General features: G+C 71.2%; 18 protein-coding genes. 4 read left to right on the top strand and 14 right to left on the bottom strand.

What is annotated here, in order from left to right:
* Positions 1-119 precede the first annotated feature (119 nt).
* The 3 genes from ABZZ74_RS28785 to thyX all read right to left on the bottom strand — a co-directional run bounded on the left by ABZZ74_RS28785 (position 120) and on the right by thyX (position 3,801).
* Positions 120-1,805: a ribonuclease J gene (locus ABZZ74_RS28785; RefSeq protein ID WP_356769757.1), complete on the bottom strand. Its 1,686-nt coding sequence runs from the start codon at positions 1,803-1,805 to the stop codon at positions 120-122.
* 145 nt (positions 1,806-1,950) lie between these two features.
* On the bottom strand, positions 1,951-2,850 hold the full coding sequence (gene dapA / locus ABZZ74_RS28790) for a 4-hydroxy-tetrahydrodipicolinate synthase (protein ID WP_208783927.1): 900 nt from the start codon (positions 2,848-2,850) through the stop codon (positions 1,951-1,953).
* Positions 2,851-3,060: 210 nt separating this feature from the next.
* Positions 3,061-3,801, bottom strand: coding sequence for an FAD-dependent thymidylate synthase (thyX, locus tag ABZZ74_RS28795; RefSeq protein ID WP_356769759.1), 741 nt, complete (start codon positions 3,799-3,801; stop codon positions 3,061-3,063).
* Between the two features lie 201 nt (positions 3,802-4,002).
* Between thyX and ABZZ74_RS28800 the strand changes: the two genes are divergently transcribed.
* Entirely contained in the window at positions 4,003-4,239 is a 237-nt protein-coding gene (locus ABZZ74_RS28800; protein WP_356769761.1) for a hypothetical protein, read from the top strand.
* Positions 4,240-4,328: 89 nt separating this feature from the next.
* Positions 4,329-4,883, top strand: a complete 555-nt coding sequence (locus ABZZ74_RS28805) for a hypothetical protein (protein ID WP_356769763.1) — start codon at positions 4,329-4,331, stop codon at positions 4,881-4,883.
* Between the two features lie 102 nt (positions 4,884-4,985).
* Here the strand turns inward: ABZZ74_RS28805 and ABZZ74_RS28810 are convergent, their stop codons facing one another.
* The 5 genes from ABZZ74_RS28810 to rpsO all read right to left on the bottom strand — a co-directional run bounded on the left by ABZZ74_RS28810 (position 4,986) and on the right by rpsO (position 10,481).
* Entirely contained in the window at positions 4,986-5,438 is a 453-nt protein-coding gene (locus ABZZ74_RS28810; RefSeq protein WP_356769765.1) for a hypothetical protein, read from the bottom strand.
* Between the two features lie 7 nt (positions 5,439-5,445).
* The gene (gene dapB, locus ABZZ74_RS28815; RefSeq protein WP_356769767.1) at positions 5,446-6,198 is read right to left on the bottom strand and encodes a 4-hydroxy-tetrahydrodipicolinate reductase; all 753 of its coding nucleotides are present in this window, start codon (positions 6,196-6,198) and stop codon (positions 5,446-5,448) included.
* Positions 6,199-6,254: 56 nt separating this feature from the next.
* Complete coding sequence (locus ABZZ74_RS28820; protein ID WP_356769769.1) at positions 6,255-7,634, bottom strand: pitrilysin family protein; 1,380 nt, start codon at positions 7,632-7,634, stop codon at positions 6,255-6,257.
* Complete coding sequence (locus tag ABZZ74_RS28825; protein ID WP_356769771.1) at positions 7,631-9,856, bottom strand: polyribonucleotide nucleotidyltransferase; 2,226 nt, start codon at positions 9,854-9,856, stop codon at positions 7,631-7,633. The genes ABZZ74_RS28820 and ABZZ74_RS28825 overlap by 4 nt, the downstream gene beginning before the upstream one ends.
* Before the next feature lie 337 nt (positions 9,857-10,193).
* Positions 10,194-10,481: a 30S ribosomal protein S15 gene (rpsO, locus tag ABZZ74_RS28830; protein ID WP_356769773.1), complete on the bottom strand. Its 288-nt coding sequence runs from the start codon at positions 10,479-10,481 to the stop codon at positions 10,194-10,196.
* A 233-nt stretch (positions 10,482-10,714) separates the two neighbouring features.
* Between rpsO and ABZZ74_RS28835 the strand changes: the two genes are divergently transcribed.
* Entirely contained in the window at positions 10,715-10,990 is a 276-nt protein-coding gene (locus tag ABZZ74_RS28835; protein ID WP_133047445.1) for a DUF397 domain-containing protein, read from the top strand.
* Between the two features lie 19 nt (positions 10,991-11,009).
* On the opposite strand, the gene ABZZ74_RS28840 is transcribed toward ABZZ74_RS28835, so the two are convergent.
* Positions 11,010-12,530: a PQQ-binding-like beta-propeller repeat protein gene (locus ABZZ74_RS28840; RefSeq protein WP_356769775.1), complete on the bottom strand. Its 1,521-nt coding sequence runs from the start codon at positions 12,528-12,530 to the stop codon at positions 11,010-11,012.
* 387 nt (positions 12,531-12,917) lie between these two features.
* On the opposite strand from ABZZ74_RS28840, the gene ABZZ74_RS28845 reads away from it, so the two are divergent.
* Positions 12,918-16,976, top strand: coding sequence for an SCO5717 family growth-regulating ATPase (locus tag ABZZ74_RS28845; protein ID WP_356769777.1), 4,059 nt, complete (start codon positions 12,918-12,920; stop codon positions 16,974-16,976).
* A gap of 77 nt (positions 16,977-17,053) precedes the next feature.
* Here the strand turns inward: ABZZ74_RS28845 and ABZZ74_RS28850 are convergent, their stop codons facing one another.
* The 5 genes from ABZZ74_RS28850 to ABZZ74_RS28870 all read right to left on the bottom strand — a co-directional run bounded on the left by ABZZ74_RS28850 (position 17,054) and on the right by ABZZ74_RS28870 (position 23,549).
* Positions 17,054-18,019, bottom strand: a complete 966-nt coding sequence (locus tag ABZZ74_RS28850; protein WP_356769779.1) for a bifunctional riboflavin kinase/FAD synthetase — start codon at positions 18,017-18,019, stop codon at positions 17,054-17,056.
* Positions 18,020-18,148: 129 nt separating this feature from the next.
* Positions 18,149-21,613 (bottom strand): trypsin-like peptidase domain-containing protein, encoded by a 3,465-nt coding sequence (locus tag ABZZ74_RS28855; protein ID WP_356769781.1) that lies wholly within the window; start codon positions 21,611-21,613, stop codon positions 18,149-18,151.
* 256 nt (positions 21,614-21,869) lie between these two features.
* Positions 21,870-22,775, bottom strand: coding sequence for a tRNA pseudouridine(55) synthase TruB (truB, locus tag ABZZ74_RS28860; protein WP_356769783.1), 906 nt, complete (start codon positions 22,773-22,775; stop codon positions 21,870-21,872).
* Positions 22,772-23,218: a 30S ribosome-binding factor RbfA gene (rbfA, locus tag ABZZ74_RS28865; RefSeq protein WP_133047440.1), complete on the bottom strand. Its 447-nt coding sequence runs from the start codon at positions 23,216-23,218 to the stop codon at positions 22,772-22,774. The genes truB and rbfA overlap by 4 nt, the downstream gene beginning before the upstream one ends.
* Before the next feature lie 37 nt (positions 23,219-23,255).
* Entirely contained in the window at positions 23,256-23,549 is a 294-nt protein-coding gene (locus ABZZ74_RS28870; protein ID WP_356769785.1) for a DUF503 domain-containing protein, read from the bottom strand.
* Between the last annotated feature and the right edge of the window lie 37 nt (positions 23,550-23,586).

Consider the following 23,586-nt stretch of genomic DNA (forward strand, 5'->3'; position numbering starts at 1 on the left):
GAAGGCCCCCCGCGTCTGCGAAGGACCTTCACCCACTGTGCGCCGCCAGGGACTCGAACCCCGGACCCGCTGATTAAGAGTCCCGAGGCGCCCCGCTCCTAGTTCACCCGCAGGAGGTGTCAGACGTCCACCACGACCGGGAGGATCATCGGCCTGCGGCGATAGGTGTCGGAGACCCACTTGCCGAGCGTGCGGCGGATGAGTTGCTGCAGCTGGTGCGGCTCCACGACGCCGTCCTGGGCCGAGCGTTCCAGGACTTCCGTGATCTTCGGGATCACCTCGCCGAAGGCGGAGTCCTCGATGCCGGAGCCGCGGGCCTGGATGTGCGGTCCTCCGCTGATCTTGCCGGTGGAGGAGTCCACCACCACGAAGACCGAGATGATGCCCTCGTCACCGAGGATCTTGCGGTCCTTCAGCGCCGGCTCGCCGACATCGCCGACGGAGAGCCCGTCGACGTACACGTAGCCCGCCTGCACCTTGCCCGCGATCTTCGCCTTGCCCTCGACGAGGTCGACCACCACGCCGTCCTCGGCGATGACGATCCGGTCGTGCGGAACGCCCGTCAACGCGCCGAGTTCCGCGTTCGCCCGCAGGTGGCGCCATTCGCCGTGCACCGGCATCAGGTTCTTCGGGCGGCAGATGTTGTAGAAGTACAGCAGTTCGCCGGCCGAGGCGTGGCCCGAGACGTGGACCTTGGCGTTGCCCTTGTGGATGACGTTGGCGCCCCAGCGGGTCAGACCGTTGATCACGCGGTAGACCGCGTTCTCGTTCCCCGGGATCAGCGAGGAGGCGAGGATCACCGTGTCGCCGTCGACGATGCGGATCTGGTGGTCGCGGTTGGCCATGCGGGACAGGGCCGCCATCGGTTCGCCCTGGGAGCCCGTGCAGACCAGGACCACCTCGTGGTCGGGGAGGTCGTCGAGCGTCTTGACGTCGACCACCAGGCCCGGAGGGACCTTGAGGTAGCCGAGGTCCCGGGCGATGCCCATGTTGCGGACCATCGAGCGGCCGACGAAGGCGACCCGGCGGCCGTACTCGTGGGCCGCGTCCAGGATCTGCTGGATGCGGTGCACGTGGCTGGCGAAGCTCGCCACGATGATCCGCTTGCGGGCGCTTCCGAAGACCTGGCGCAGGACGTTGGAGATGTCCCGCTCGTGCGGGGTGAAACCGGGGACTTCCGCGTTCGTGGAGTCCGTGAGCAGAAGGTCGATGCCCTCCTCGCTCAGGCGTGCGAACGCATGGAGGTCCGTGAGGCGGTTGTCCAGCGGGAGCTGGTCCATCTTGAAGTCACCGGTGTGGACGACCATGCCGGCCGGGGTGCGGATGGCGACAGCCAGCGCGTCCGGGATGGAGTGGTTGACCGCGATGAACTCGCAGTCGAAGGGGCCGACGCGCTCGCGGTTCCCCTCCGCCACCTCGAGGGTGTACGGGCGGATGCGGTGCTCCTGCAGCTTGGCCTCGATCAGGGCGAGGGTCAGCTTGGAGCCGATCAGCGGGATGTCCGGCTTCTCGCGGAGCAGGAAGGGGACACCGCCGATGTGGTCCTCGTGGCCGTGCGTGAGGACGATGCCGTCGATGTCGTCGAGGCGGTCCCTGATGGACGAGAAGTCCGGCAGGATCAGGTCGATTCCGGGCTGCTCCTCCTCGGGGAAGAGCACTCCGCAGTCGACGATCAGGAGACGGCCGCCGTACTCGAAGACCGTCATGTTTCGGCCGATCTCACCGAGACCGCCGAGCGGGGTGACCCTTAGGCCGCCTTCGGCGAGCGGCGGGGGCGGGGCGAGTTCAGGATGCGGATGACTCAAAAGACTCTCCTCACCACACGCGCCACGTACCGGTGGGCACGTGGCGCGCGTGACGTTCGTGCGTGTAGCAGTTGTCGTTGTGGGATGCAGGCAACCGGTGGCCTGCCTATTCAGTTGTGAAGCCTGGGTGGTGCCAAGTCTGTTGTCAGAGCTGTACCCCGCCGGCGGCAAGATCGATCTTGAGCTGCTCGATCTCTTCCGGCGCGCACTCGACCATGGGGGCGCGCAGGGGCCCGGCGGGCAACCCCTGGAGGGCGAGCGCGGCCTTCGTCGTCATGACGCCCTGCGTGCGGAACATGCCCGTGTAGACGGGGAGCAGCTTCTGGTGGATCTCCGTGGCCTTCTGTACGTCGCCGGAGACGAATGCGTCGACGAGGGCCCGCAGGTCGGGCGTGACGACGTGGCCCACGACCGAGACGAAACCGACCGCACCCACGGAGAGCAGCGGCAGGTTGAGCATGTCGTCGCCGGAGTACCAGGCAAGGCCGGAGCGCGCGATGGCCCAGCTCGCGCGGCCGAGGTCGCCCTTGGCGTCCTTGTTGGCAACGATGCGCGGGTGCTCGGCGAGCCGGACCAGCGTCTCGGTGTTGATCGGGACGCCGCTGCGGCCGGGGATGTCGTAGAGCATCACCGGCAGGCCGGTGGTGTCGGCGACGGCCGTGAAGTGGCGGTACAGGCCCTCCTGCGGGGGCTTGTTGTAGTACGGGGTGACGACCAGGAGGCCGTGCGCGCCGACGCGCTCGGCTTCGCGTGCCAGCTCGATGCTGTGGTGGGTGTCGTTCGTGCCGACGCCGGCGACCACGTGGGCCCGGTCGCCGACCGCCTCCAGGACCGCCCGTACGAGGTCCGATTTCTCCGCGTCGCTCGTGGTGGGGGACTCTCCGGTGGTGCCGTTGATGATCAGGCCGTCGTTGCCTGCGTCCACCAGGTGGGTGGCGAGCCGCTGTGCGCCGTCGAGGTCGAGTGCGCCGTCCGCCGTGAAGGGCGTGACCATGGCGGTGAGGACCCGCCCGAAGGGGGTCTGCGGAGTGGAGGTCGGAGCCATGGGTAACACGCTACTCGCTGCTGATTACGAGGTCTGCCCTCGGGGTGCGGGATAAGTCCGGACAAATGCGGAGCCCGGTACTGCCTGCTCGGGGGTTCAAGCAGTACCGGGTCCGTTTGATCAGGCTAGATGAACTTCACCAAATGCCGCAATTGGGACACCTCGCGAGGCTGACCGTACATGTGTGCTCCGCCGGGGAACACTGGTGCGTCACGGCGCCACACGCCCGTTCGCATTGAAGGCGGCGTACGTCAGCGGCATGAGCTTCGCCCACTCCGCCTCCATCTTCTCGCCCACCATCTCGATCTCCCGCTGCGGGAAGGACGGCACCTTCGCGAGCTCGTGCTGGGTGCGCAGCCCGAGGAAGTGCATCAGCGAACGGGCGTTGCAGGTGGCGTACATGGAGGAGAAGAGCCCGACGGGGAGGACGGCCCGCGCGACCTCGCGGGCGACACCGGCGGCGAGCATCTCCTGGTAGTGCTCGTACGCCTGGATGTACGAGTCCTGCATCGAGCGCTCGACGATCGCCAGCTGCTCCTCGGTCCCCGGCACGAACTCGTACTTCCCGGGCCGTCCCTGCTGGACGAGCCTGCGGTCCTGTCCCGGCACGTAGAAGACGGGCTGCAGCTCCCGGTAGCGACCGGACTCCTCGTTGTAGGACCATCCCACCCGGTGCCTCATGAACTCGCGGAAGACGAAGATCGGGGCGCTGATGAAGAAGGTCATCGAGTTGTGCTCGAAGGGGCTGCCGTGCCGGTCCCGCATGAGGTAGTTGATCAGGCCCTTGGAGCGCTCCGGGTCCTTGTTCAGCTCCTCCAGGGACTGCTCGCCGGCGGTGGAGACGCGGGCAGCCCACAGCACGTCGGAGTCGGCCGCGCTGTGCTTGACCAGCTCGACGGTGACGTCGCTGCGGAAGCTGGGCTTGAGGTCGTCGGCGGGGGTGTCGGTCACGGCTCGGAGGGTCCTTCCATCACGTCTCTCGGGCGGCGCCCACTCTACGGCCCGGCACTGACAACGGGGCGTTCGGTACCCGGTCGCGACATACGCCGGCGAATTTCTGTGAATTCGGCGAAACCGGGCACCTTTTGGGGCACACGCCCGTCTGTGTGAGTGACAGTCACTCATTCGACTCCGAGAGGAGAGGTACCGGCCATGTTTCGTCGGCGCGAGCCCGTTCCGTTCGCCTTCGTCGCGGAGGCCGACAGGTTTCGCAGCAATGTCGCTCCCCCGCCGCGCGACCGGGCGTCCGCCGGTCAGATAGCCGGGCGCTGGCTGCTCGGGATGACCATCGTGGCCGCGCTCGTGGGCTCGCTGGTGCTCGGCATGCCGGCGCTGTCGACCGGCACCCATTCACCGGCTCAGCAGTCACAGGCCTCCCAGGGGCACTGACTCCATCGGACCCCTGAGAGTGGTGAGCGGGGACACAGGCGGATAACCTCACCGGCACAGCCCACGCATGGATCGAGTGAGGACCAGCCGTGCCCCTGCCCTTCCTGACGGCCGACCGCGCTTTCGAGACAGCCGACGACCTCGCGCTGCCCTTCGACGACCGCGACCGCTGGCGGCGCCCCTACCGCCCCGGGCCGTGGCGTGTGGGGACGGCGGCGCTGTTGCTGCTGTTCGCCTCGTTCGTGCTGTTCGCGGCCGTCGTGATCGCCCTCACCGCGTCGGTGTCGGAGGCCGGCGTGATCCTCGGGATCGCGCTGGTCGTCATCCTGGGCGCCCTGCGGCTGCTGCGCATGGGTGTGTGGGTGAGCGCGCGGGGGCTGCGTCACGTCGGTTTCGTCAGCACGCGTACGACGGCCTGGGAGCGGGTCGTCGCCGTGCGGACGGTGCAGCAGCCGGTGCGCTGGCTGGGGCTGCCGCGGACGGTGCAGGGGGAGGCGCTGGTCCTGCAGCGCAAGGACCGGGCCGCGCAGGACGCGTCGCTGCTGATGACGACGCACAACGCCGACTTCGTGGGCCGGGCCGGGTCCTTCGACCGGGCGGCGGACACCATCGAGGCGTGGGCCGCGGAGAACCGGCGGGGCTGACGTCGAGGGGCGTACGCGCACCCGACGGTCGTACGTACGAGGGGCCGGACCGCGAGATGCGCGGACCGGTCCCTTCGTGTTCGCCGGCGTGGGCGGCGGAGGCTAGGCCTCGATCGTCCTGCCCTCGTGCAGGGCGATCGCTCGCTGCATCGCCTTGCGCGCCCTCGGGGTGTCGCGGGCGTCGTGGTAGGCGACGGCGAGGCGGAACCAGCTGCGCCAGTCGTCGGGGGCCGCCTCCGTCTCGGCCTTGCGCTTGGCGAAGACCTCGTCGGCGGAGTCGCGGTCGATCCGGCCGCCCGGCGTGCGCTTGAGCTCGTCGACGGGCAGGCCGCCCTCGGCGTCGAGTTCGGCGGCGAGCCGGTTGGCCTTGCGGACGAACTGGGTGTTCTTCCACAGGAACCACAGGCCGATGACCGGCAGGATCAGCACCGCCACGCCGAAGGTGACGGTCACAACCGTGCCGGACTCGATGAGCAGGACGCCGCGGCTGCCGACCAGGACGAAGTAGAAGACCAGGACGGCGGCGGTTATCGCGTAGGACAGCTTGGCGCGCATGGCGGTGTCAGCCCAGGTCCAGGAAGTGTTCCAGCCCGAAGGTCAGGCCCGGGGTGGTCACCACGCGGCGCGCGCCGAGCAGGATGCCCGGCATGAAGCTGCTGTGGTGGAGGGAGTCGTGGCGGATCGTCAGGGTCTCGCCCTCGCCGCCGAGCAGCACCTCCTGGTGGGCGAGCAGACCGCGCAGGCGGACGGCGTGCACGGGAATCCCGTCGACGCTGGCGCCGCGCGCGCCGTCCAGGGCCGTCTCCGTGGCGTCCGGCGCCGGGGCAGTGCCCGCCGTGCGCCGGGCCTCGGCGATGAGCTGGGCCGTGCGGGTGGCCGTGCCCGACGGGGCGTCGACCTTCTTCGGGTGATGCAGTTCGACGACCTCGACGGACTCGAAGTACGGCGCGGCGATCTGCGCGAACTTCATGGTCAGGACGGCGCCGATGGAGAAGTTGGGCGCGATGAGGACGCCCGTCTCCGGGGAGGCGGCGAGCCAGCCCTTCAGCTGGGTGAGGCGTTCGTCGGTCCAGCCGGTGGTGCCGACCACCGCGTGGATGCCGTGGCCCACGCAGTACTCGAGGTTGGCCATCACCGAGTCCGGCGTGGTCAGTTCGACCGCCACCTGGGCGCCGGTCTCGGCGAGGGTCTCCAGCTTGTCGCCCCGGCCGAGGGCGGCCACCAGCTCCAGGTCCTCGGCCGCCTCGACGGCCCGTACCGCCTCGGAACCGATGCGGCCCCTGGCACCCAGGACCGCCACGCGCAGCTTGCTCATCTTCTTGCTTCCTTAACCGAGAACCGAGGTGGATGCCGAGGCCGATCCGGGGTGGATCAGGCGACGGCGTCGTGCAGCCGGGACGCCTGCTTGTCCTTGAGCGGGCCGATGACCGACAGCGAGGGCCGCTTCCCCAGGATGTCGCGGGCGACCGAGCGGACGTCGTCCGGGGTGACCGACGCTATCCGGCCCAGCATGTCGTCCACCGACATCTGCTCGCCCCAGCACAGCTCGCTCTTGCCGATGCGGTTCATCAGCGCGCCGGTGTCCTCCAGGCCGAGGACGGTCGAACCGCGCAGCTGGCCGATGGCGCGGTCGATCTCGTCGTCGGACAGGCCGTGCTCGGCGACATGGTCGAGCTCGTCCCGGCAGATCTTCAGCACGTCGTGGACCTGGGAGGGCCGACAGCCGGCGTACACGCCGAACAGGCCGCAGTCGGCGAATCCGGAGGTGTACGAGTACACGCTGTAGGCCAGGCCGCGCTTCTCGCGGACCTCCTGGAACAGGCGGGAGGACATGCCGCCGCCGAGGGCCGTGTTCAGCACGCCGAGCGCCCAGCGCCGGTCGTCCGTGCGCGCCAGGCCCGGCATGCCGAGGACGACGTGCGCCTGCTCGGTCTTGCGGTCGAGCAGTTCGACGCGGCCCGCGGTGCGCAGGGCTCGCCTGCCGTCGCGCGGGGCGAGGGGCGTGGCGTCGGGGTTGGTGAGGGCGCCCGCCTTCTCGAAGGCGGCGCGGACCTGTCGTACGACCTTGTTGTGGTCGATGTTGCCGGCGGCCGCCACGACCAGGTGGGTGGGGTCGTAGTGCTTCTTGTAGAAGCGGCGGATGCGGTCGGCGGTGAGGGCGTTGACGGTGTCGACCGTGCCGAGGACGGGGCGGCCGAGGGGGTTGTCGCCGAACATCGTGTGCGCGAACAGGTCGTGCACGCAGTCGCCCGGGTCGTCCTCCGTCATGGCGATCTCTTCGAGGATGGCACCGCGCTCGACGTTGACGTCCTCTTCGAGGATCAGCGAGCCGGTGAGCATGTCGCAGACGACGTCTATGGCGAGTGGCAGGTCGGCGTCGAGCACGCGCGCGTAGTAGCACGTGTACTCCTTCGCCGTGAACGCGTTCATCTCGCCGCCGACCGCGTCGAGGGCGGAGGAGATGTCCAGGGCGCTGCGCTTCGAGGTGCCCTTGAACAGCAGGTGCTCGAGGTAGTGGGTGGCGCCATTCAGGGCCGGGGTCTCGTCGCGGGAGCCGACGTGCGCCCAGATGCCGAAGGTCGCGGAGCGGACCGAGGGCAGCGTCTCGGTGACGATGCGCAGGCCGCCCGGGAGGGTGGTCTTGCGGACCGTGCCGATACCGTTCTCGCCCTTGATCAGGGTTTGGGTACGGGCGACGGCCCGCGCCTCCGTGGAGGTGCGGGCCGTCGCCGTCGAGCTGCTCGACGTCACTTGTCGGTGTCGTCCTTCTTCGCGTCGTCGTCGGAACCCTCTTCGCCCTCGATCACGGGGACGAGGGAGAGCTTGCCGCGGGAGTCGATCTCGGCGATCTCGACCTGGACCTTCTGGCCCACGCCGAGGACGTCCTCGACGTTCTCCACGCGCTTGCCGCCGGCGAGCTTGCGGATCTGCGAGATGTGCAGCAGACCGTCCTTGCCGGGCAGGAGGGAGACGAAGGCGCCGAACGTCGTCGTCTTCACGACCGTGCCCAGGTAGCGCTCGCCGACCTCGGGCATCGTCGGGTTGGCGATGCCGTTGATGGTCGTACGGGCGGCCTCGGCGGACGGGCCGTCGGCGGCACCGATGTAGATGGTGCCGTCGTCCTCGATGGTGATCTCGGCGCCGGTGTCCTCCTGGATCTGGTTGATCATCTTGCCCTTGGGGCCGATGACCTCACCGATCTTGTCCACGGGGATCTTGACGGTGATGATCCGCGGGGCGTTCGGGGACATCTCGTCCGGCGTGTCGATCGCTTCCATCATCACGTCGAGGATGTGGAGGCGGGCGTCACGGGCCTGCTTGAGGGCGGCGGCCAGGACGGAGGCGGGGATGCCGTCCAGCTTGGTGTCGAGCTGGAGCGCGGTCACGAACTCCTTGGTGCCGGCGACCTTGAAGTCCATGTCGCCGAAGGCGTCCTCCGCACCGAGGATGTCGGTGAGGGTGACGTAGTGCGTCTCGCCCTCGATCTCCTGGGAGATCAGGCCCATGGCGATACCGGCGACGGGGGCCTTCAGCGGCACACCGGCGTTCAGCAGCGACATGGTGGAGGCGCAGACCGAGCCCATGGACGTCGAGCCGTTGGACCCGAGGGCCTCGGACACCTGACGGATCGCGTAGGGGAACTCCTCGCGGGTCGGCAGCACCGGCACGAGCGCGCGCTCGGCGAGGGCGCCGTGGCCGATCTCGCGGCGCTTCGGGGAGCCGACGCGGCCGGTCTCGCCGGTGGAGTACGGCGGGAAGTTGTAGTTGTGCATGTAGCGCTTGCGGGTCACCGGGGAGAGGGTGTCCAGCTGCTGCTCCATGCGGAGCATGTTCAGGGTGGTGACGCCCAGGATCTGGGTCTCGCCACGCTCGAACAGCGCCGAGCCGTGCACGCGCGGGATGGCCTCGACCTCGGCGGCCAGGGTGCGGATGTCGGTGACACCGCGGCCGTCGATGCGCTTCTTCTCCTTGATGACGCGCTCACGGACCAGGGTCTTGGTCAGCGAGCGGTACGCGGCGGAGATCTCCTTCTCACGGCCCTCGAACTCCGGGAGCAGCTTCTCGGCGGCCAGACCCTTGACACGGTCCAGCTCGGCCTCGCGCTCCTGCTTGCCCGCGATGGTCAGCGCGGAGGCGAGCTCCGGCTTGACGGCGGCGGTCAGCGCCTCCAGGACGTCGTCCTGGTAGTCGAGGAAGATCGGGAACTCGGCGGTCGGCTTGGCGGCCTTCGCGGCGAGGTCGGCCTGGGCCTTGCAGAGCACCTTGATGAAGGGCTTCGCGGCGTCCAGACCGGCGGCGACGACCTCCTCGGTCGGCGCCTCGGCGCCGCCCTTGACCAGCTGGATGGTCTTCTCGGTGGCCTCGGCCTCGACCATCATGATCGCGACGTCGCCGTCCTCCAGGGCGCGACCGGCGACGACCATGTCGAAGACGGCGTCCTCGAGCTCGGTGTGCGTCGGGAAGGCGACCCACTGGCCGTTGATCAGCGCGACGCGGACGCCGCCGATCGGGCCGGAGAAGGGCAGACCGGCCAGCTGCGTGGACGCGGAGGCGGCGTTGATCGCCACGACGTCATACAGATGGTCGGGGTTGAGGGCCATGATCGTGGCGACGACCTGGATCTCGTTGCGCAGGCCCTTCTTGAAGGACGGGCGCAGCGGGCGGTCGATGAGGCGGCAGGTGAGGATCGCGTCCTCGCTGGGCCGGCCCTCACGGCGGAAGAAGCTGCCGGGGATCTTGCCGGCGGCGTACATCCGCTCCTCGACGTCCACCGTCAGGGGGAAGAAGTCGAGCTGGTCCTTGGGGTTCTTGGAGGCGGTGGTGGCCGACAGCACCATGGTGTCGTCGTCCAGGTACGCCACGGCGGAGCCGGCGGCCTGCTTGGCCAGGCGGCCCGTCTCGAAGCGGATGGTGCGGGTGCCGAAGGAGCCGTTGTCGATGACGGCCTCGGCGTAGTGGGTCTCGTTCTCCACTAGCGTTTTCTCCGTTACTTGTCGTCTTTTGTCCCGCCTCGCCCGTGTGGCGGGGGGACAGTCGCGGAGAAGCGCTCCGTGCGGTGCGGGCCGGTCTTCGATCGAAGCACCCGGGGTTCACTTCCCGGGGGCCACTACCGAGGACCGGCGGCGGCTTGGGCGCGCTTCTCCTCGTTCTGTGTCGTACGGCGTTACGTGTCGTGCGTATGGCGTTGTGCTACCACACTACAAAGCGTGGGGGACACTCCGCACGTTTCCGCACGCACGTCAGTACTTTCCGTACGTACGCAAAGGGAGCGGCCCCCGATGCTTCGGGAACCGCTCCCCTCACGGCGTCTTACCGGGCGCCCGCCGCGCCACGGCGAATGCCGAGGCGGTCGACGAGCGCACGGAAGCGCGCGATGTCCTTCTTCGCCAGGTACTGCAGCAGGCGACGGCGCTGACCGACGAGGATCAGCAGGCCACGACGGGAGTGGTGGTCGTGCTTGTGGGTCTTGAGGTGCTCGGTCAGGTCGGAGATCCGACGGGACAGCAGGGCGACCTGGACCTCGGGGGAGCCGGTGTCACCCTCCTGGGTACCGAACTCGGAGATGATCTGCTTCTTCGTGGCGGCATCGAGCGACACGCGTACTCCTCAATGGTCTGAGAGTGCCTCCGAGTGCCCCCGGTCTTCGTCTCGGGGAAGCTTCTGTTACTCGCAAGGCGGAAGGCCGTACACACACGGCCATCAATCAGGGTACCAGCAGCTCGTGGGCGGCCTCGCCACCTGTGGAAGAGGCTGTGGAAACCGCGGAGGGCGGACCGACGCGGCCACTAGGGTGACCGTACAGATCGTTCTCGTATGTCGGGAAGGGACCCATGACGGAGACGGAAGAGCAGATCAAGGCGCGCAAGGAGCGGGAGCGCGACGAGCTGTACGCGCTCGACATCTCCGACGCGGAGTGGCACGGCGCGCCCGGCACCGAGGAGCACGAGGAGCGGGTCGAGATCGCATACCTTCCCGGCGGTGCCGTGGCCATGCGCTCCTCGCTCGACCCGGACACCGTGCTGCGCTACACGGAGGCGGAGTGGCGGGCCTTCGTGCTCGGTGCCCGGGACGGCGAGTTCGACCTGGAGCCGTCGCCGGAGGCGTAGAGCTACCGGCGGCGTAGAGCTACCGGACGGCCATGCTCTCGATGCCGAGAGCGAGGTAGACCCACTTCGGCCGGCCCTTGGCGGGGCCGTCGACCTTCTTGACGCCGAAGAAGATGCGGCCGTCCTGGACGACGATGTCGTTGTACTCGGTCATCGTCATCAGGTCGGCCTCCTCAGGCAGGTCGAAGTAGAGGTACGGGGTCTCCCTGCCCGTCTGCGGATCCAGGCCGACCAGCCCCGAGGGCATGATGTGCTGGTCGCTCACGCGGACGGCCAGCAGCTTGTCGCCGCTCATCCGTACCGGGTACAGCAGCGAGCCGGGGCCGGAGTCGAACTTCTCCGTGGTGTTCCCGGTCGCGAGGTCGAAGCCGATGATCCAGTTGGAGTTGGTGAGCTCGCCCGACTCCTTGCTGCGCAGGAAGACCTGGCCGTCACCGACGGCGATGGTCGGGCAGTCCTCGGTGGAGAGGTAGTCGTCGTACGAGCACTCGCCGACATAGGTGCCGTTCTGCAGGCGGATGACCGCGCGGGTCCTGCCCTTCGCGTCGAGGGAGAGCATCTCGGAGATCCCGATCCCGCCCGCCTGCACGGCGATCACGGGCGGCTCGGCGGAGGGAATGTCGATGTCCCGGACGCCCTGCGCGGCGGAGTAGGTCCACAGCCCCCTGCCCGTCCTCGGGTCGACCTTATGGGCCTTGTAGTTGACGGCGTCCGTGGAGTCGAGCGGGGCGTCGTCGTTCCAGCACTCCTGGCGCACCAGCAGCGCGTCCCCGCCGGCGGCGCCCATGTCCTGGCAGGCGCCGGTCGACGTCGTACGCCACAGACGCCGGCCGCCGTCCATGGCGTACGCGTCGGTGCCGCCGCCCCAGGTGACGACGACCGTGCCGTGGGTGAGGGTCACGCTCGGGGTGTCCTGGTCGTCGCCGCCGGTCGCGAGGCCCTTGGCGTCGCCGAGCTTGGAGTAGGGGAAGTCGGTCTCCCAGACCTCGCGTCCGGTGTCGAGGTCGAGGAAGGCGACGTGGTTGCAGTAGGCGCCGCCGCGATCGTTGGCGCGGAAGAGGACGGCGGTGCGGTTGTCGCCGGTGACGCGGCGCGTGTAGCCGCAGATCGGTCCGTCCAGCGGCAGCTTCCACTGCTCGTCGCCGGGTGCGGCGTCGGTGCCCATGCGCAGGCCGATCACGGTCTTGTTGATGCCCTTGGCGAGGATCCGGTCCGTGGCCCACATGCCGGGCATCTCGTAGTGCTCGCCCGGGCCGAGGTCGTCGACGGAGAACCGGACGGCCATCTTGCCGGTGGGATCGGCGGGCCGCTTCTCGACGGTCTCCCGTACGTCGAGAGGCCCTTGGGGACCGTGTGACCGGTTCGACGCGTCAGCCCCCTTTCCACCACCGCCCCACACGAGCCACCCGCCCGTCCCCACCGCCGCCACGAGGACGAGCGCGAACAGCCCCAACAGCCATGTCCGGCGGCGCTTCTTCTGTTGCGTCTCAGCGGTCAGGGCGGACTGGGTGTACATCGAAGGGGGTGGGCCGAAGCTCACGCGGGATCCTTTTCCTCTGAGGCGGGTACGGAAGTCCATGACATGGCCACGGAAACGTCCCCACTATGCCGGTTGCTTGATCACGCGCGCGAACGGGCGGCGCCGGCAACGGTATCGACCGATTTCTTCCTCAATGCGCAGGCTGTGTACGGCAATTCATGGCTGGTTGTGACGCAGTGGGCAGGCGCTCGGGGGTGGACGGGCCTGCCGGGGTGGGGCTACTGGTGATTAGGGTGGTACAGGGCGCGCCGCCAGAACCCGTGGACCAGGTGGCGGTGCCTCGGGGGGAGAGCCGGTGGATCGGTCTGCCTCGCAACGCATCAGGACGACAAGCACATGGTCGCCCCGGCACGGCATTGAGGGTGCTCGACCACACCAGGAGGAACTGTGAGCAGCGATCGGGACGGGAACCGCGGGGGCTGGGCCACACCCGGCGACGACCAGCCCGACGCCGAGTCCGCCATCGAGACGACGGGCGAGTTCACCATCGACTACGCACCGCCGGCGTGGTACACGCAGAACGCGTCGGGGGGTTCCTCCGGCGGAGGCGGTGCGGGGGGTGGCGGCGCGGGGGATTCTGGTACGGCGGGGTCCGGTGCGGGTGGTGCCGGGGGTACGGCGCCTGGGACCGGTGCGGGTGCGAGTGGGGCGCCTGGGGCACCCTCCGCTTCGGGGGCTCCGTCCGACTTCTCGCTCTCCTCTCTGCCGGGGCTGACTCCGCCGGCTCACTCGCGGCCCCAGTCGGGCACGGGTGCCGGTACGGCTCCGGGTGCGCCGTTCACTCCGCCGGCTCCGACGCCCGGAGCTCCCTTCACGCCTCCCGCTCCGGCTCCAGGTGCGCCGTTCACGCCGCCGCCAGCTGCTGCCGCGCCTGGGGCGCCGTTCGCGCCGCCGGTCGGTGGGCCCGGGGCGGTGCCGAAGCTTCCGGTGGGGAGCGGGTTCGAGCCTCAGCCGCAGGGGCCGGGGCAGGGGCCGGCGGAGACTCCGGGAGCGGGTGCCGCGTCGACGGTTCCGTCGGCTTCGGTGGCGCCCGAGGCGTCCGGTTCCCCGGCTTCCGATGAGGAGTCCGGGAACGGTGATCTGGACAGTGGCCGCACCATGCGGTTCTCTCCGGTGGCCCTGAAGCAGGAGATCTCCGAGCGTGCCGACTCGGCCGAGGCAGAGCCGGGCTCGGAGGACGACGTCGAGGGCCCCGGCGAGGTCGACGGTTCCGCCGAGGCGACGGACGCGCAGACCGCTGGCGATGAAGTGGCTGACGATGGCGAGGACTCCGGTTCGGCCGAAGTGATCGAGCTCGGGAGCCACTCCGCCGACGACTCCTCCGAGGAGGCGGAAGCTTCGGCGGCCGCTGCGGAGGGGTCGGACGCGGCCGAAACGGTGGATGCGGAGGCGGGCGACACCGACACTGAGGTCGCCGCCGATGCAGAGGCTGATGGAGAGACGGAAGGCTCGGCGTCTGAGGACTCGGAGCGCGAGCACGCCAGTTCCGAGGAGCAGGTGCTTCCGGAGGCGGCGGCCGTTGACGCCGAGTCGGCGGACGCGGTGGACGCGGTGGACGAGGAAGCGGTACGAGAGGACGCTGAGCCCTCCGACGCCGTATCCGCGGATGCCGAGCCGTCCGACGCCGAAGCCCAGGCTGGCGAGGCGCAGGGCAGCGAGCCGCAGGATGCCGTTCCGAGCGCGTCCGCGGCCCCTCAGGACACCCCGCCCGCCTGGGCTCCGCCGCCGGCGCCGCAGGGCGACCTGCCGCCGTTGCCCCCGTCGTACCAGCTCGCGGCGCCCGCGGCGCCCGCGGCGGCGGCCGAGTGGCCCGTACAGCCCCAGCAGCAGGATCCGGCTGCGCCCGCGCAGCCGCCGGCCCCGCAGGGCCAGCCGCCGGTACCGCCGCAGCCGTTCCAGCCGCAGGCCCCTCAGTCGGCCCCGGCGGCCTGGAACGCCCCCGCACCACCCCAGCAGGCTCCGGGCACCCAGCAGCCGAGCGCCCCGATCCCCAACACCCCGGGCGCCTACGGCTTCCCCCACCCCGGCGCTCCGGGCCAGCCCCCGGCCGCACACCAACCACCCACCGGCGCCCCGGCCCCCAACACCCCAGGGGCCTACGGCTTCCCCCACCCCGGCGCTCCGGGCCAGCCCCCGGCCGCACACCAACCACCCACCGGCGCCCCGGCCCCCAACACCCCGGGCGCGTACGGCTTCCCTCACCCGGGTTCCCCGGCAGCACAGCCACCGACCGGTGTCCCCGCCCCCCGCACCCCGGGATTCCCGCACCCGGGCACCCCGGGCCAGCCCCCGGCGGCCGCCCCTGCGGCACCGCCGACCCCGGCTGACGCGCCCCCGCAGAGCGGCGCCGGCTTCCCGCAGCCCCCTGCACCGCAGGATGGCTACGGCTACCCCAACCCCGCCGCACCCCAGGCCACCCCGCCTGCCCCACCCGCGGCCAACCCACCGGCTCAACCCGGCGGTTACGGCTTCCCTCAGCCGCCCACGGCCCAGCCCAACGACGCCCAGGCCTCCGCGCCTGCGGCTCCCGGCGGCTACGGCTTCCCCAACCCCGCGGCGGCTCAAGCGGCTCCTCCGGCCCAGGCCGACCCGAACTCCCCTGCCCACCCGAGCGGTTACGGCTTCCCCCAGCCCCCCGCCCCGCAAGGCCAGCCCCAGCCCGGCGTGCCTCAGCAGGGCCAAGCCGAGCCCGGCGGACCCGCACCGACACAGGCTCAGGCCGGTCCCAACCCCCCGGCTCAGCCCGCCGGTTACGGCTTCCCACCGCCGCCCGCCCCTCACAACCAGGCACAGCCCGGCCTCCCCCCGCAAGGACAGCCTCAGCCCACCCCCAACCCACCCGTCCAGCCCGCCGGTTACGGCTTCCCACCGCCGCCCGCCCCTCACAACCAGGCACAGGCGGCTCAGCCTGGCGTACCCCCGCAGGGACAGCCCCAGCCCGGAGCCGCTGCACAAGGACAGCCCCAGCCCGGTGTCCCCCCGCAGTACCAGCCGCACCCCGGCGTTCCGCCGTACGGTCAGGCTCAGGCGGATGCGCAGGCGGGGGCGGGGTTCCCGCAGCAGGGGGGTGCCGATCAGGCGCCGCCGGCAGCGCCGCAGCCAGTCGATCCGCGGGCCGGGGCCGGGTGGCCGCAGCCTGTTCGGCATGATCAGCGGCAGCCCACCAACCCCGGCGCCGCGCCGCTCGGTTACACCGCCGCCGTGGAGCTGTCCTCCGACCGGCTGCTCAACAACAAGCGGCAGAAGGCGAAGAGCGGCCGGCCCGCCGCCGCGCCGAGCCGGTTCAAGATCGGCGGAAAGAAGGAAGAGGCGGAGCGGCAGCGGAAGTTGGAGCTGATCCGCACACCCGTGCTGTCCTGCTACCGCATCGCCGTCATCAGCCTCAAGGGCGGCGTCGGCAAGACGACCACGACCACCGCGCTCGGCTCGACCCTGGCCACCGAACGGCAGGACAAGATCCTCGCCATCGACGCCAACCCGGACGCCGGCACCCTCGGCCGCCGCGTGCGCCGCGAGACCGGGGCCACCATCCGCGACCTCGTTCAGGCGATCCCGTACCTCAACTCGTACATGGACATCCGCCGGTTCACCTCACAGGCGCCGTCCGGCCTCGAGATCATCGCCAACGACGTCGACCCGGCCGTCTCGACGACCTTCAACGACGAGGACTACCGCCGCGCCATCGACGTCCTCGGCAAGCAGTACCCGATCATCCTGACCGACTCCGGCACCGGTCTGCTCTACAGCGCGATGCGCGGTGTGCTCGACCTCGCCGACCAGCTGATCATCATCTCGACGCCGTCCGTCGACGGCGCGAGCAGCGCCAGTACGACGCTGGACTGGCTGTCGGCGCACGGGTACGCGGACCTCGTGTCCCGGTCCCTCACCGTGATCTCCGGTGTCCGGGAGACCGGAAAGATGATCAAGGTCGAGGACATCGTGGCGCACTTCGAGACGCGCTGCCGCGGGGTCGTGGTCGTGCCCTTCGACGAGCACCTCTCGGCCGGCGCCGAGGTCGACCTCGACATGATGCGGCCCAAGGTGCGCGAGGCGTACTTCAACCTCGCGGCGATGGTCGCCGAGGACTTCGTACGCCATCAGCAGTCGCACGGACTGTGGACCAACGACGGCAACCCGCCCCCGGTCGCGGCCCCGCCGATGCCGGGCCAGGCCATGCCGGGCCAGCCCTACGCCCAGCCCGGACAGCCGATGTCGGCCGGACCGTACTACGGGCAGCCGGGGCAGCCTCCGGCGCCTCAGCCCGGTCAGCCGTACGCACCTGGGCAGCCGTATCCCGGTCAGCCGTACGCCCCGCAGCCGGGCCAGCCGTACCCGCCCGCCGGTCAGCCCGGCGAGCCCGGGTACGGCTACCCCCAGCCGCCGCAGCAGCCGCAGCCGCCCGCGGACGGGCAGACTCCGCCTCCTCCCCCGCCGCCGCAGCAGTAAGCAGTGCATGACGAAGGGGCCGGTGCCCGATGGCACCGGCCCCTTCGTCATGACGTCACGTCGTGACGCGCCGCGCTCTACTCCGCCGACGCCGCAGCCGCAGCCGCAGCCACCAGCTCACGGCACCGCTTCACGTCCTGGGCCATCTGCTCCAGCAGGGCCTCCAGGGACTCGAACTTCGCCTGGCCCCGGACGAAGGCGAGGAAGTCCACGGCGACGTGCAGGCCGTACAGGTCGAGCCCCACGCGGTCGATGGCGTACGCCTCCACCGTGCGCTCCGTGCCGTCGAACTGCGGGTTCGTGCCGACGGAGATCGCGGCCGGCATGGCCTCGCCGTTCACGTGCAGCCAGCCGGCGTAGACGCCGTCGGCGGGGGTCGCGGTGTGGGGCAGCGTCTCGACGTTGGCGGTGGGGAAGCCGAGCTCGCGGCCGCGCTGGGCACCGCGGACGACCACGCCCTCCACCCGGTGCGGCCGGCCCAGGATCTCGGCGGCGCCCTCGAGGTCGCCCTCGGCGACCAGGCGGCGGGTGAGGGTGGAGGAGAACGGCTCTCCGCCGCCCGCCTCACCGGTGACGTACAGGTCGACGACCTCGACCTCGAAGTCGTACGTCTTGCCCTGTTCGGCGAGGAACTCCACGTTGCCCGCGGCCTTGTGGCCGAAGCGGAAGTTCGGGCCCTCGACGACCGCCTTGGCGTGCAGCTTGTCGACCAGGACCTTGACGACGAAGTCGGCCGGCGACAGCTTCGAGAACTCCGTGGTGAAGGGGAGGATCAGGACCGCGTCCACGCCCAGGTCCGCCATCAGCTCGGCGCGGCGGTGGTGCGGGGCGAGCAGCGGCGGGTGGCTGCCGGGGCGCACGACCTCGCTCGGGTGCGGGTCGAAGGTGACGACGACGGAGGGAACACCCAGCTCACGGGCGCGGTCCACGGCGTGCCGGATGATCAGCTGGTGACCGCGGTGGACTCCGTCGTACGAGCCGATGGTGACGACGCTGCGCCCCCAGTCCTCGGGGATGTCCTCCAAGCCACGCCAGCGCTGCACTGTGACCGCTCCTCGAACCCGTGTCCGTGTGTACCCGACCTCTTACGCAGGTCTAAGGGTGCCATGCCGGGCCCGTACCGCCCGCATCGGCATGGGGGCTGTGACCCGACGCACGTGACGGCGGGGGGCTCAGGCGGGCACGCGTACGCCCGACAGGTTCTCGATCATCCGGCGGGCGCTGGGGCCGACCACCGCCGCCCAGGCCTGCGGGGTGTCCGTCAGCCAGCCGGCCATCCGGGCCGCGAAGCCGGGCACGCGCCGGCCCAGGTCGACCAGGCCGCGGTCGAAGCGGGCCGCGCCGTCCGGGGTGCGGACCATGAGGAGGCCGGTGCGGTGGACGAGGTCGCGGATCTCGTCGCCCGTGTGCGGCGCGACGGCGTGCAGCAGGGCGTCGAGGACGGCCGGGTCGTGCTCGCGGGAGAGGAGGAACTCGAGGAGTTCCTGGCGGAAGGGGTGGGAGATCGGGGTGCCGGGGACGGCCAGTACGGCGGCCAGCGCGGCCCGTACGTTCTCCGGGCCACCGTCGAGGAGGCCGGTGACGAGCGGGAGCAGCACCGCTCGGGCCGCGGGACCCTGGTCCAGCCGGCGTTCGACATATGCGGCGACGTCGGCGGCGGTCTCGGGGCGGTGCCGTACGGCGTCCCGCACCAGGGTGGCGACCCGGCGGGCCAGCGCGGGTGTGGTGACGTCGGCGAGGGTGCGCAGCGCCTGGCCCGGCTCCGGCCTGCGCAGCCGATCCCGGAACGCGTCGAGGACCGGTTCCGGGTGGGTGGCCAGGGCGGGGACCAGGGCACTCGGCGGGACGTACGGGTCACCGGTCGCGAACCGGCGCAGCGCCTGCGGGAGATGGCGGGCACGGGTGCGTGGATCGCGGACGAGCAGGGCGAGCGCGCCGCCGTGCAGGGTGTCGTCGGCGGGCCGGGCGAGCAGGGCCCCGGCGGCGTAGCGCAGGAGATCGCGGTCGGCCTCGGTGCGGACGTGGGGGGCGGTGCGCAGTCCGTGGACCGCGGCCGCCGCTCGCCGGGAAGCGCGTTCGTCGTGCGCCCAGCGGTCCACGGCCCGGCACACCGCCGACGGCTCGTCCTCGGCCAGCGCCGCCAGCAACTCGTCCGCCCTGGGATGCGCGGACTCCACCAGCACCTCGGTCAGCTCGTCCAGGGCGAGGTGCCGGTGGGTGTGGAGCAGGGCCTGGGCGGCTTCGGCCACGGTCGCGTGCGGAGTCGCGGGGAGGGGGCGGTCGTCGTCGAACCAGGAGGTGAGGAGGGGCTGTACGGCGGTCGGGGCGGCTGCGAGGAGGCGGGAGACGGCGTCGAGGTAGCGGGGAGTGGTGGGCGCGTCCCGGGGTGGGTGGTCAGCGAGGAGGAGGTGGCGGAGGAGGTCGAGGCGGTCGCTGTCCGGGAGGGGGAGGGCGGTCCAGAAGGCGGGGGTGAAGACGGATGCGGTGGTGGGGCGCTGAGCGGTGACGACGTGGTCGGCGAGGTGGCGGAGCACGTCGAGGTACGGGCCGGCGTCCGGGACCCGGAGGAGGGTTTCGGAGAGGAGACGGGCGGGCCACCAGGAGTCCGGGTCCGTCTTCAGCGCCTCGACCAACTCGTGCAGACGGGTGGCGAGTTGGGCGGTGCCCTGTTCTCGGGCGAGGAACAGCAAGGCCTGTACGACCGGGCCGATGCGATGGTGCGGTACGGGCAGCGGCTGGGCGAGCGGGGAGGGGGTACGGCGGTGGACCAGGGCCTGCAGCGCCTCGTCGAGGTCGAGGTGGGTGCCCTGGATCCAGTCGGCGAACTCCTCGTGGGCGAAGCGGTAGCCGGTGCCGGCGGGAACGAGGAGCCCTTCGGTGAGGACGGCGGAGGCCCAGCCGGTGCAACCGCCGAGGTGGCGCAGTGCCTGGCCCCAGGGGAACACCGCCTCGAACGACGCACGGTCGAGTTCGCCCTGGCCCGGGCCGAGGCTGCGGCGGGCGGCCTCGTGGACCTGGCCGGAGACCTTTGCCGCGAGGCGGCGTACGGCGGTGCCGCGCAGGCCGTTCCCGTCGGCCAGGCGGACGGCGATGCGCAGGCACATCAGGTCCAGGTAGGCCGAGAAGACGGTGTCGCGGTCGAGGGGGGCGTGCGGAGTACCGAGGGTGTCGGGGAGGGCCGCGCGGATCTCGGCGAGGAGCCGGAGGGTGAGGGGGTGGCGGGCGTCGGCGGGGGTGAGGGCGCCTTCGGGGATGCCGTAGCGGGCACGGGCCGTGCGGGCCTCGGGTTCCGTGAGGTCGGTGAGGTGCAGGCAGGGCGGTGGCGCTGACGGAGTCTCGTCCGCGACGGCCGGAGGTGACGGGAAATGCGTCGCCGCTGATTCCCAGTACTCCTGCCTGCAGGCCACCACCAGGCGGGCGCCTGTCTCAGCCAGCCAGGTCGCCGTGCCCTCGGTCCAGACGGGGAGGCGGTCGGAGAGCAGCGGGGGCATCTCCTCGGGGCCGTCGAGGAGGAGCAGCAGGGGGCGTTGGGCGGTGCGGGCGATTGCGGCGAGGCGGGTCGGGCCGATGTCGCCCAGGTCGTCCGCGCGGGTGGCTTCCGACGCGACGACGATACGGGCGGCGCGGGCCAGTGCTCGGCTCGCGGCGTCGGCGACGGACGTGTCGTCGTCGCACAGGTCGGCGCCGCGCAGCCACAGCGTGGGGGCGGGTTCGGCGCGGTGGTGTCGGCGTGCGGCGAGGGCCGCGAGTTCCGTCGTACGGCCGCTGCCCGGGGAGCCGACGAGGCCGAGGACCGGGGAGGACCCCTGTCCGTCCGCGAAGGCCGTCAACTGCCCTGTCAGCTCTGCCCGTTCCACCGGCTCCACCCGAGCGAGGCGGCCTGCCGGTGCCTCCGATGGGCCGTCCTGGCCCACCGATGTGGCCGTCAGTTCCAGTACACCCGCCAGGTTCAGGTCGGCTCCGTAGGCGGGGACCGTGGCCGCGTTGCGGGCCAGGAGGTCGGCCAGGGCCCCGTCGGTCCCGGGGCGCAGGGGGACGGCGTACCCGGTGTCGCGGTGGCCGGACCGGAGTGCCGTTCCGAGGACGGCGACGACGGCGCCCGTGTCGGCGTCCAGGACCGGGCCTCCGGCGGCGCCCCCGCCGAGCCGCAGCGCGTCCTGGCCGGCGGTGCCGATGGCCAGTTCCAGGACGTCGTCGATGAGGCGGTAGCGGTCCGTCGCCGCGTAGGTGACGGAGGTCGCGGCGAGGACGCGGGCCTCGCGCCAGCGGCCGGCGGCGAGACGGACGTAGGTACCGGTCTCGACGCGGTCCCGGACGGTGATGGGGAGCGGGTCGACGGCCAGCCCCTCGGTGCGGACGAGAGCGAGGTCCAGCTCGGGGAGGGCGGTCACCGCCTCCGCCGGCACCAGGCAGGTGCGGTCGCCGCCCGCGTGCACCACCAGTCTGGACAGCCCGTCGACCGCCTCGTGGCTGGTGACGACGGTGCCCTGGTGGTCGGCGACGAAGCCGGTGCCCCGGGGGCGCCCGGCGAGGTCGTGGATGCGGACGACGGCGGCCTCGCGGCTCTCCCGCTCCCCCGCGTCCCGTGGCTCCGGCGCACCGTCCCTCGTATGCCGGGACCGCTCTCGTCCCGTCATGGCCGTCCTCCCCGCCGTACACCCGTTCCCTGGGTTCGACGGTAGGCGCGGGATGATCAGCGGGACAGATCGCGTCGTGAACGCGCCCCCTTCCACTCCCTCGGTTCACTCCGAGCGCCTGCCCGGACAGGTGAACAGGCGGGGGTCGCTGGATACACCCTAGGGGTGGGGGAACCGAGGGGGGACCGTGGAGCGGCGTCGCAACCCCGTGAGCGCCGCTCCACGGACGGGCAGCCTCGGTTCTGCCGCGAAGTCGTCAGCCGAAGACGGCCAGGCTCTTCGCCTTGCCCTTCTGCGACTCGACGAGCGCGAGGAAGTGTCCCTCGCGGTCGAAGACGGCGACCGGGCCGGCGGTCGCGTACTCGTCGGGCATCTCCAGGCGGACACCGTTCGTCAGCAGGCGGGCGCGCCCCGCGTCCACCTCCCAGCGGGGGAAGGCGGCGGTGGCGGCGTCCGCGATGGGCATGACCGTCAGCTGCTGCTGGAGTTCGTCGAGCGTCTTCGCGGAATCCAGCTTGTAGGGGCCGACGCGGGTGCGGCGCAGGGCGGTCAGGTGGCCGCCGACTCCGAGGCCGGCGCCGAGGTCGCGGGCCAGGGCCCGGATGTAGGTGCCGGAGGAGCAGACCACCGAGACGACCAGGTCGAGGACGGGGGTGCCGTCCTCGGCGACGGCGTCCCGGATGTCGTACACCGAGAAGGACGAGACGGTGACCGGGCGGGCCGGGATCTCGAACTCCTCGCCCTCACGGGCCCGTTTGTAGGACCGCACGCCGTTGATCTTGATGGCGCTGACCTTGGACGGCACCTGCATGATGTCGCCGGTGAGCTCCGCGATCCCGGCGTCGACGGCCTCCCGGGTGACCTTCGAGGCGTCGGCCGACCCCGTGATCTCGCCCTCGGCGTCGTCGGTCAGGGTCGTCTGGCCCAGGCGGATCGTGCCCAGGTACTCCTTCTCGGTCAGCGCGAGATGGCCGAGGAGCTTGGTCGCCTTCTCGACGCCGAGGACGAGCACGCCCGTCGCCATGGGGTCGAGGGTGCCCGCGTGTCCGACGCGGCGCGTCTTCGCGATGCCGCGCATCTTGGCCACCACGTCGTGCGAAGTGAAGCCCGACGGCTTGTCGACGATGACAAGGCCGTCGGGCGTCTGGTTCCTCTGGGTCATTCGGCGGCGTCGTCCTCGTCCTCGCCCGGCTTCTTGTACGGGTCCGCCTCGCCCGCGTAGGCGGCGCCGGCCGAGACCTCGCGCACCTTCGCGTCGGACTGCCTGGCCTTGTCGAGGAGGTCCTCGATGGTCCGGGCGGTGTCGGGCAGGGCGTCGGCCACGAAGGTCAGCGTCGGCGTGAACTTCACACCGGCCGCGGCCCCGACCGCGGAGCGGAGCACGCCCTTGGCGCTCTCCAGTCCGGCCGCCGCGGCGGCTCGCTCCTCGTCGTCCCCGTACACGGTGTAGAAGACGGTCGCCTCCCTCAGGTCCCCGGTGACCCGGGTGTCCGTGATGGTGACGTGCGAGCCGAGCCGCGGGTCCTTGATCCCGCGCTGCAGCTTCTGGGCCACCACCTCTCGGATGAGGTCCGCCAGCCTCTTGGCACGCGCGTTGTCGGCCACTGGTCCGTCTCCTTAGTAACTTCTCTTGCCGCTTGCTTCAGTCTTCGTCGCTGTGGAGCCTGCGTCGAACCGAGAGCAGTTCCACCTCGGGCCGCGCGGCGACCAGTCGCTCACAGCGGTCCAGTACGTCGGTGAGGTGCCCTGTGTCCCCCGAGACCACCGCCAGCCCGATCTCGGCCCTGCGGTGGAGGTTCTGGTTGGCCGTCTCCGCCGCGCTCACCGCGTACTTGCGCTGGAGTTCGGCCACGATCGGACGGACGAGAGCGCGTTTCTCCTTCAGCGAGTGGACGTCGCCGAGGAGCAGGTCGAAGGACAGAGTCCCCACATACATGTGTGTCCGGATGTCCCGCCGGTTCGGGGTACGGGCG

The sequence above is a fragment of the Streptomyces sp. NPDC006476 genome (genome assembly GCF_040612015.1).
GTDB lineage: Bacteria > Actinomycetota > Actinomycetes > Streptomycetales > Streptomycetaceae > Streptomyces > Streptomyces griseorubiginosus_B.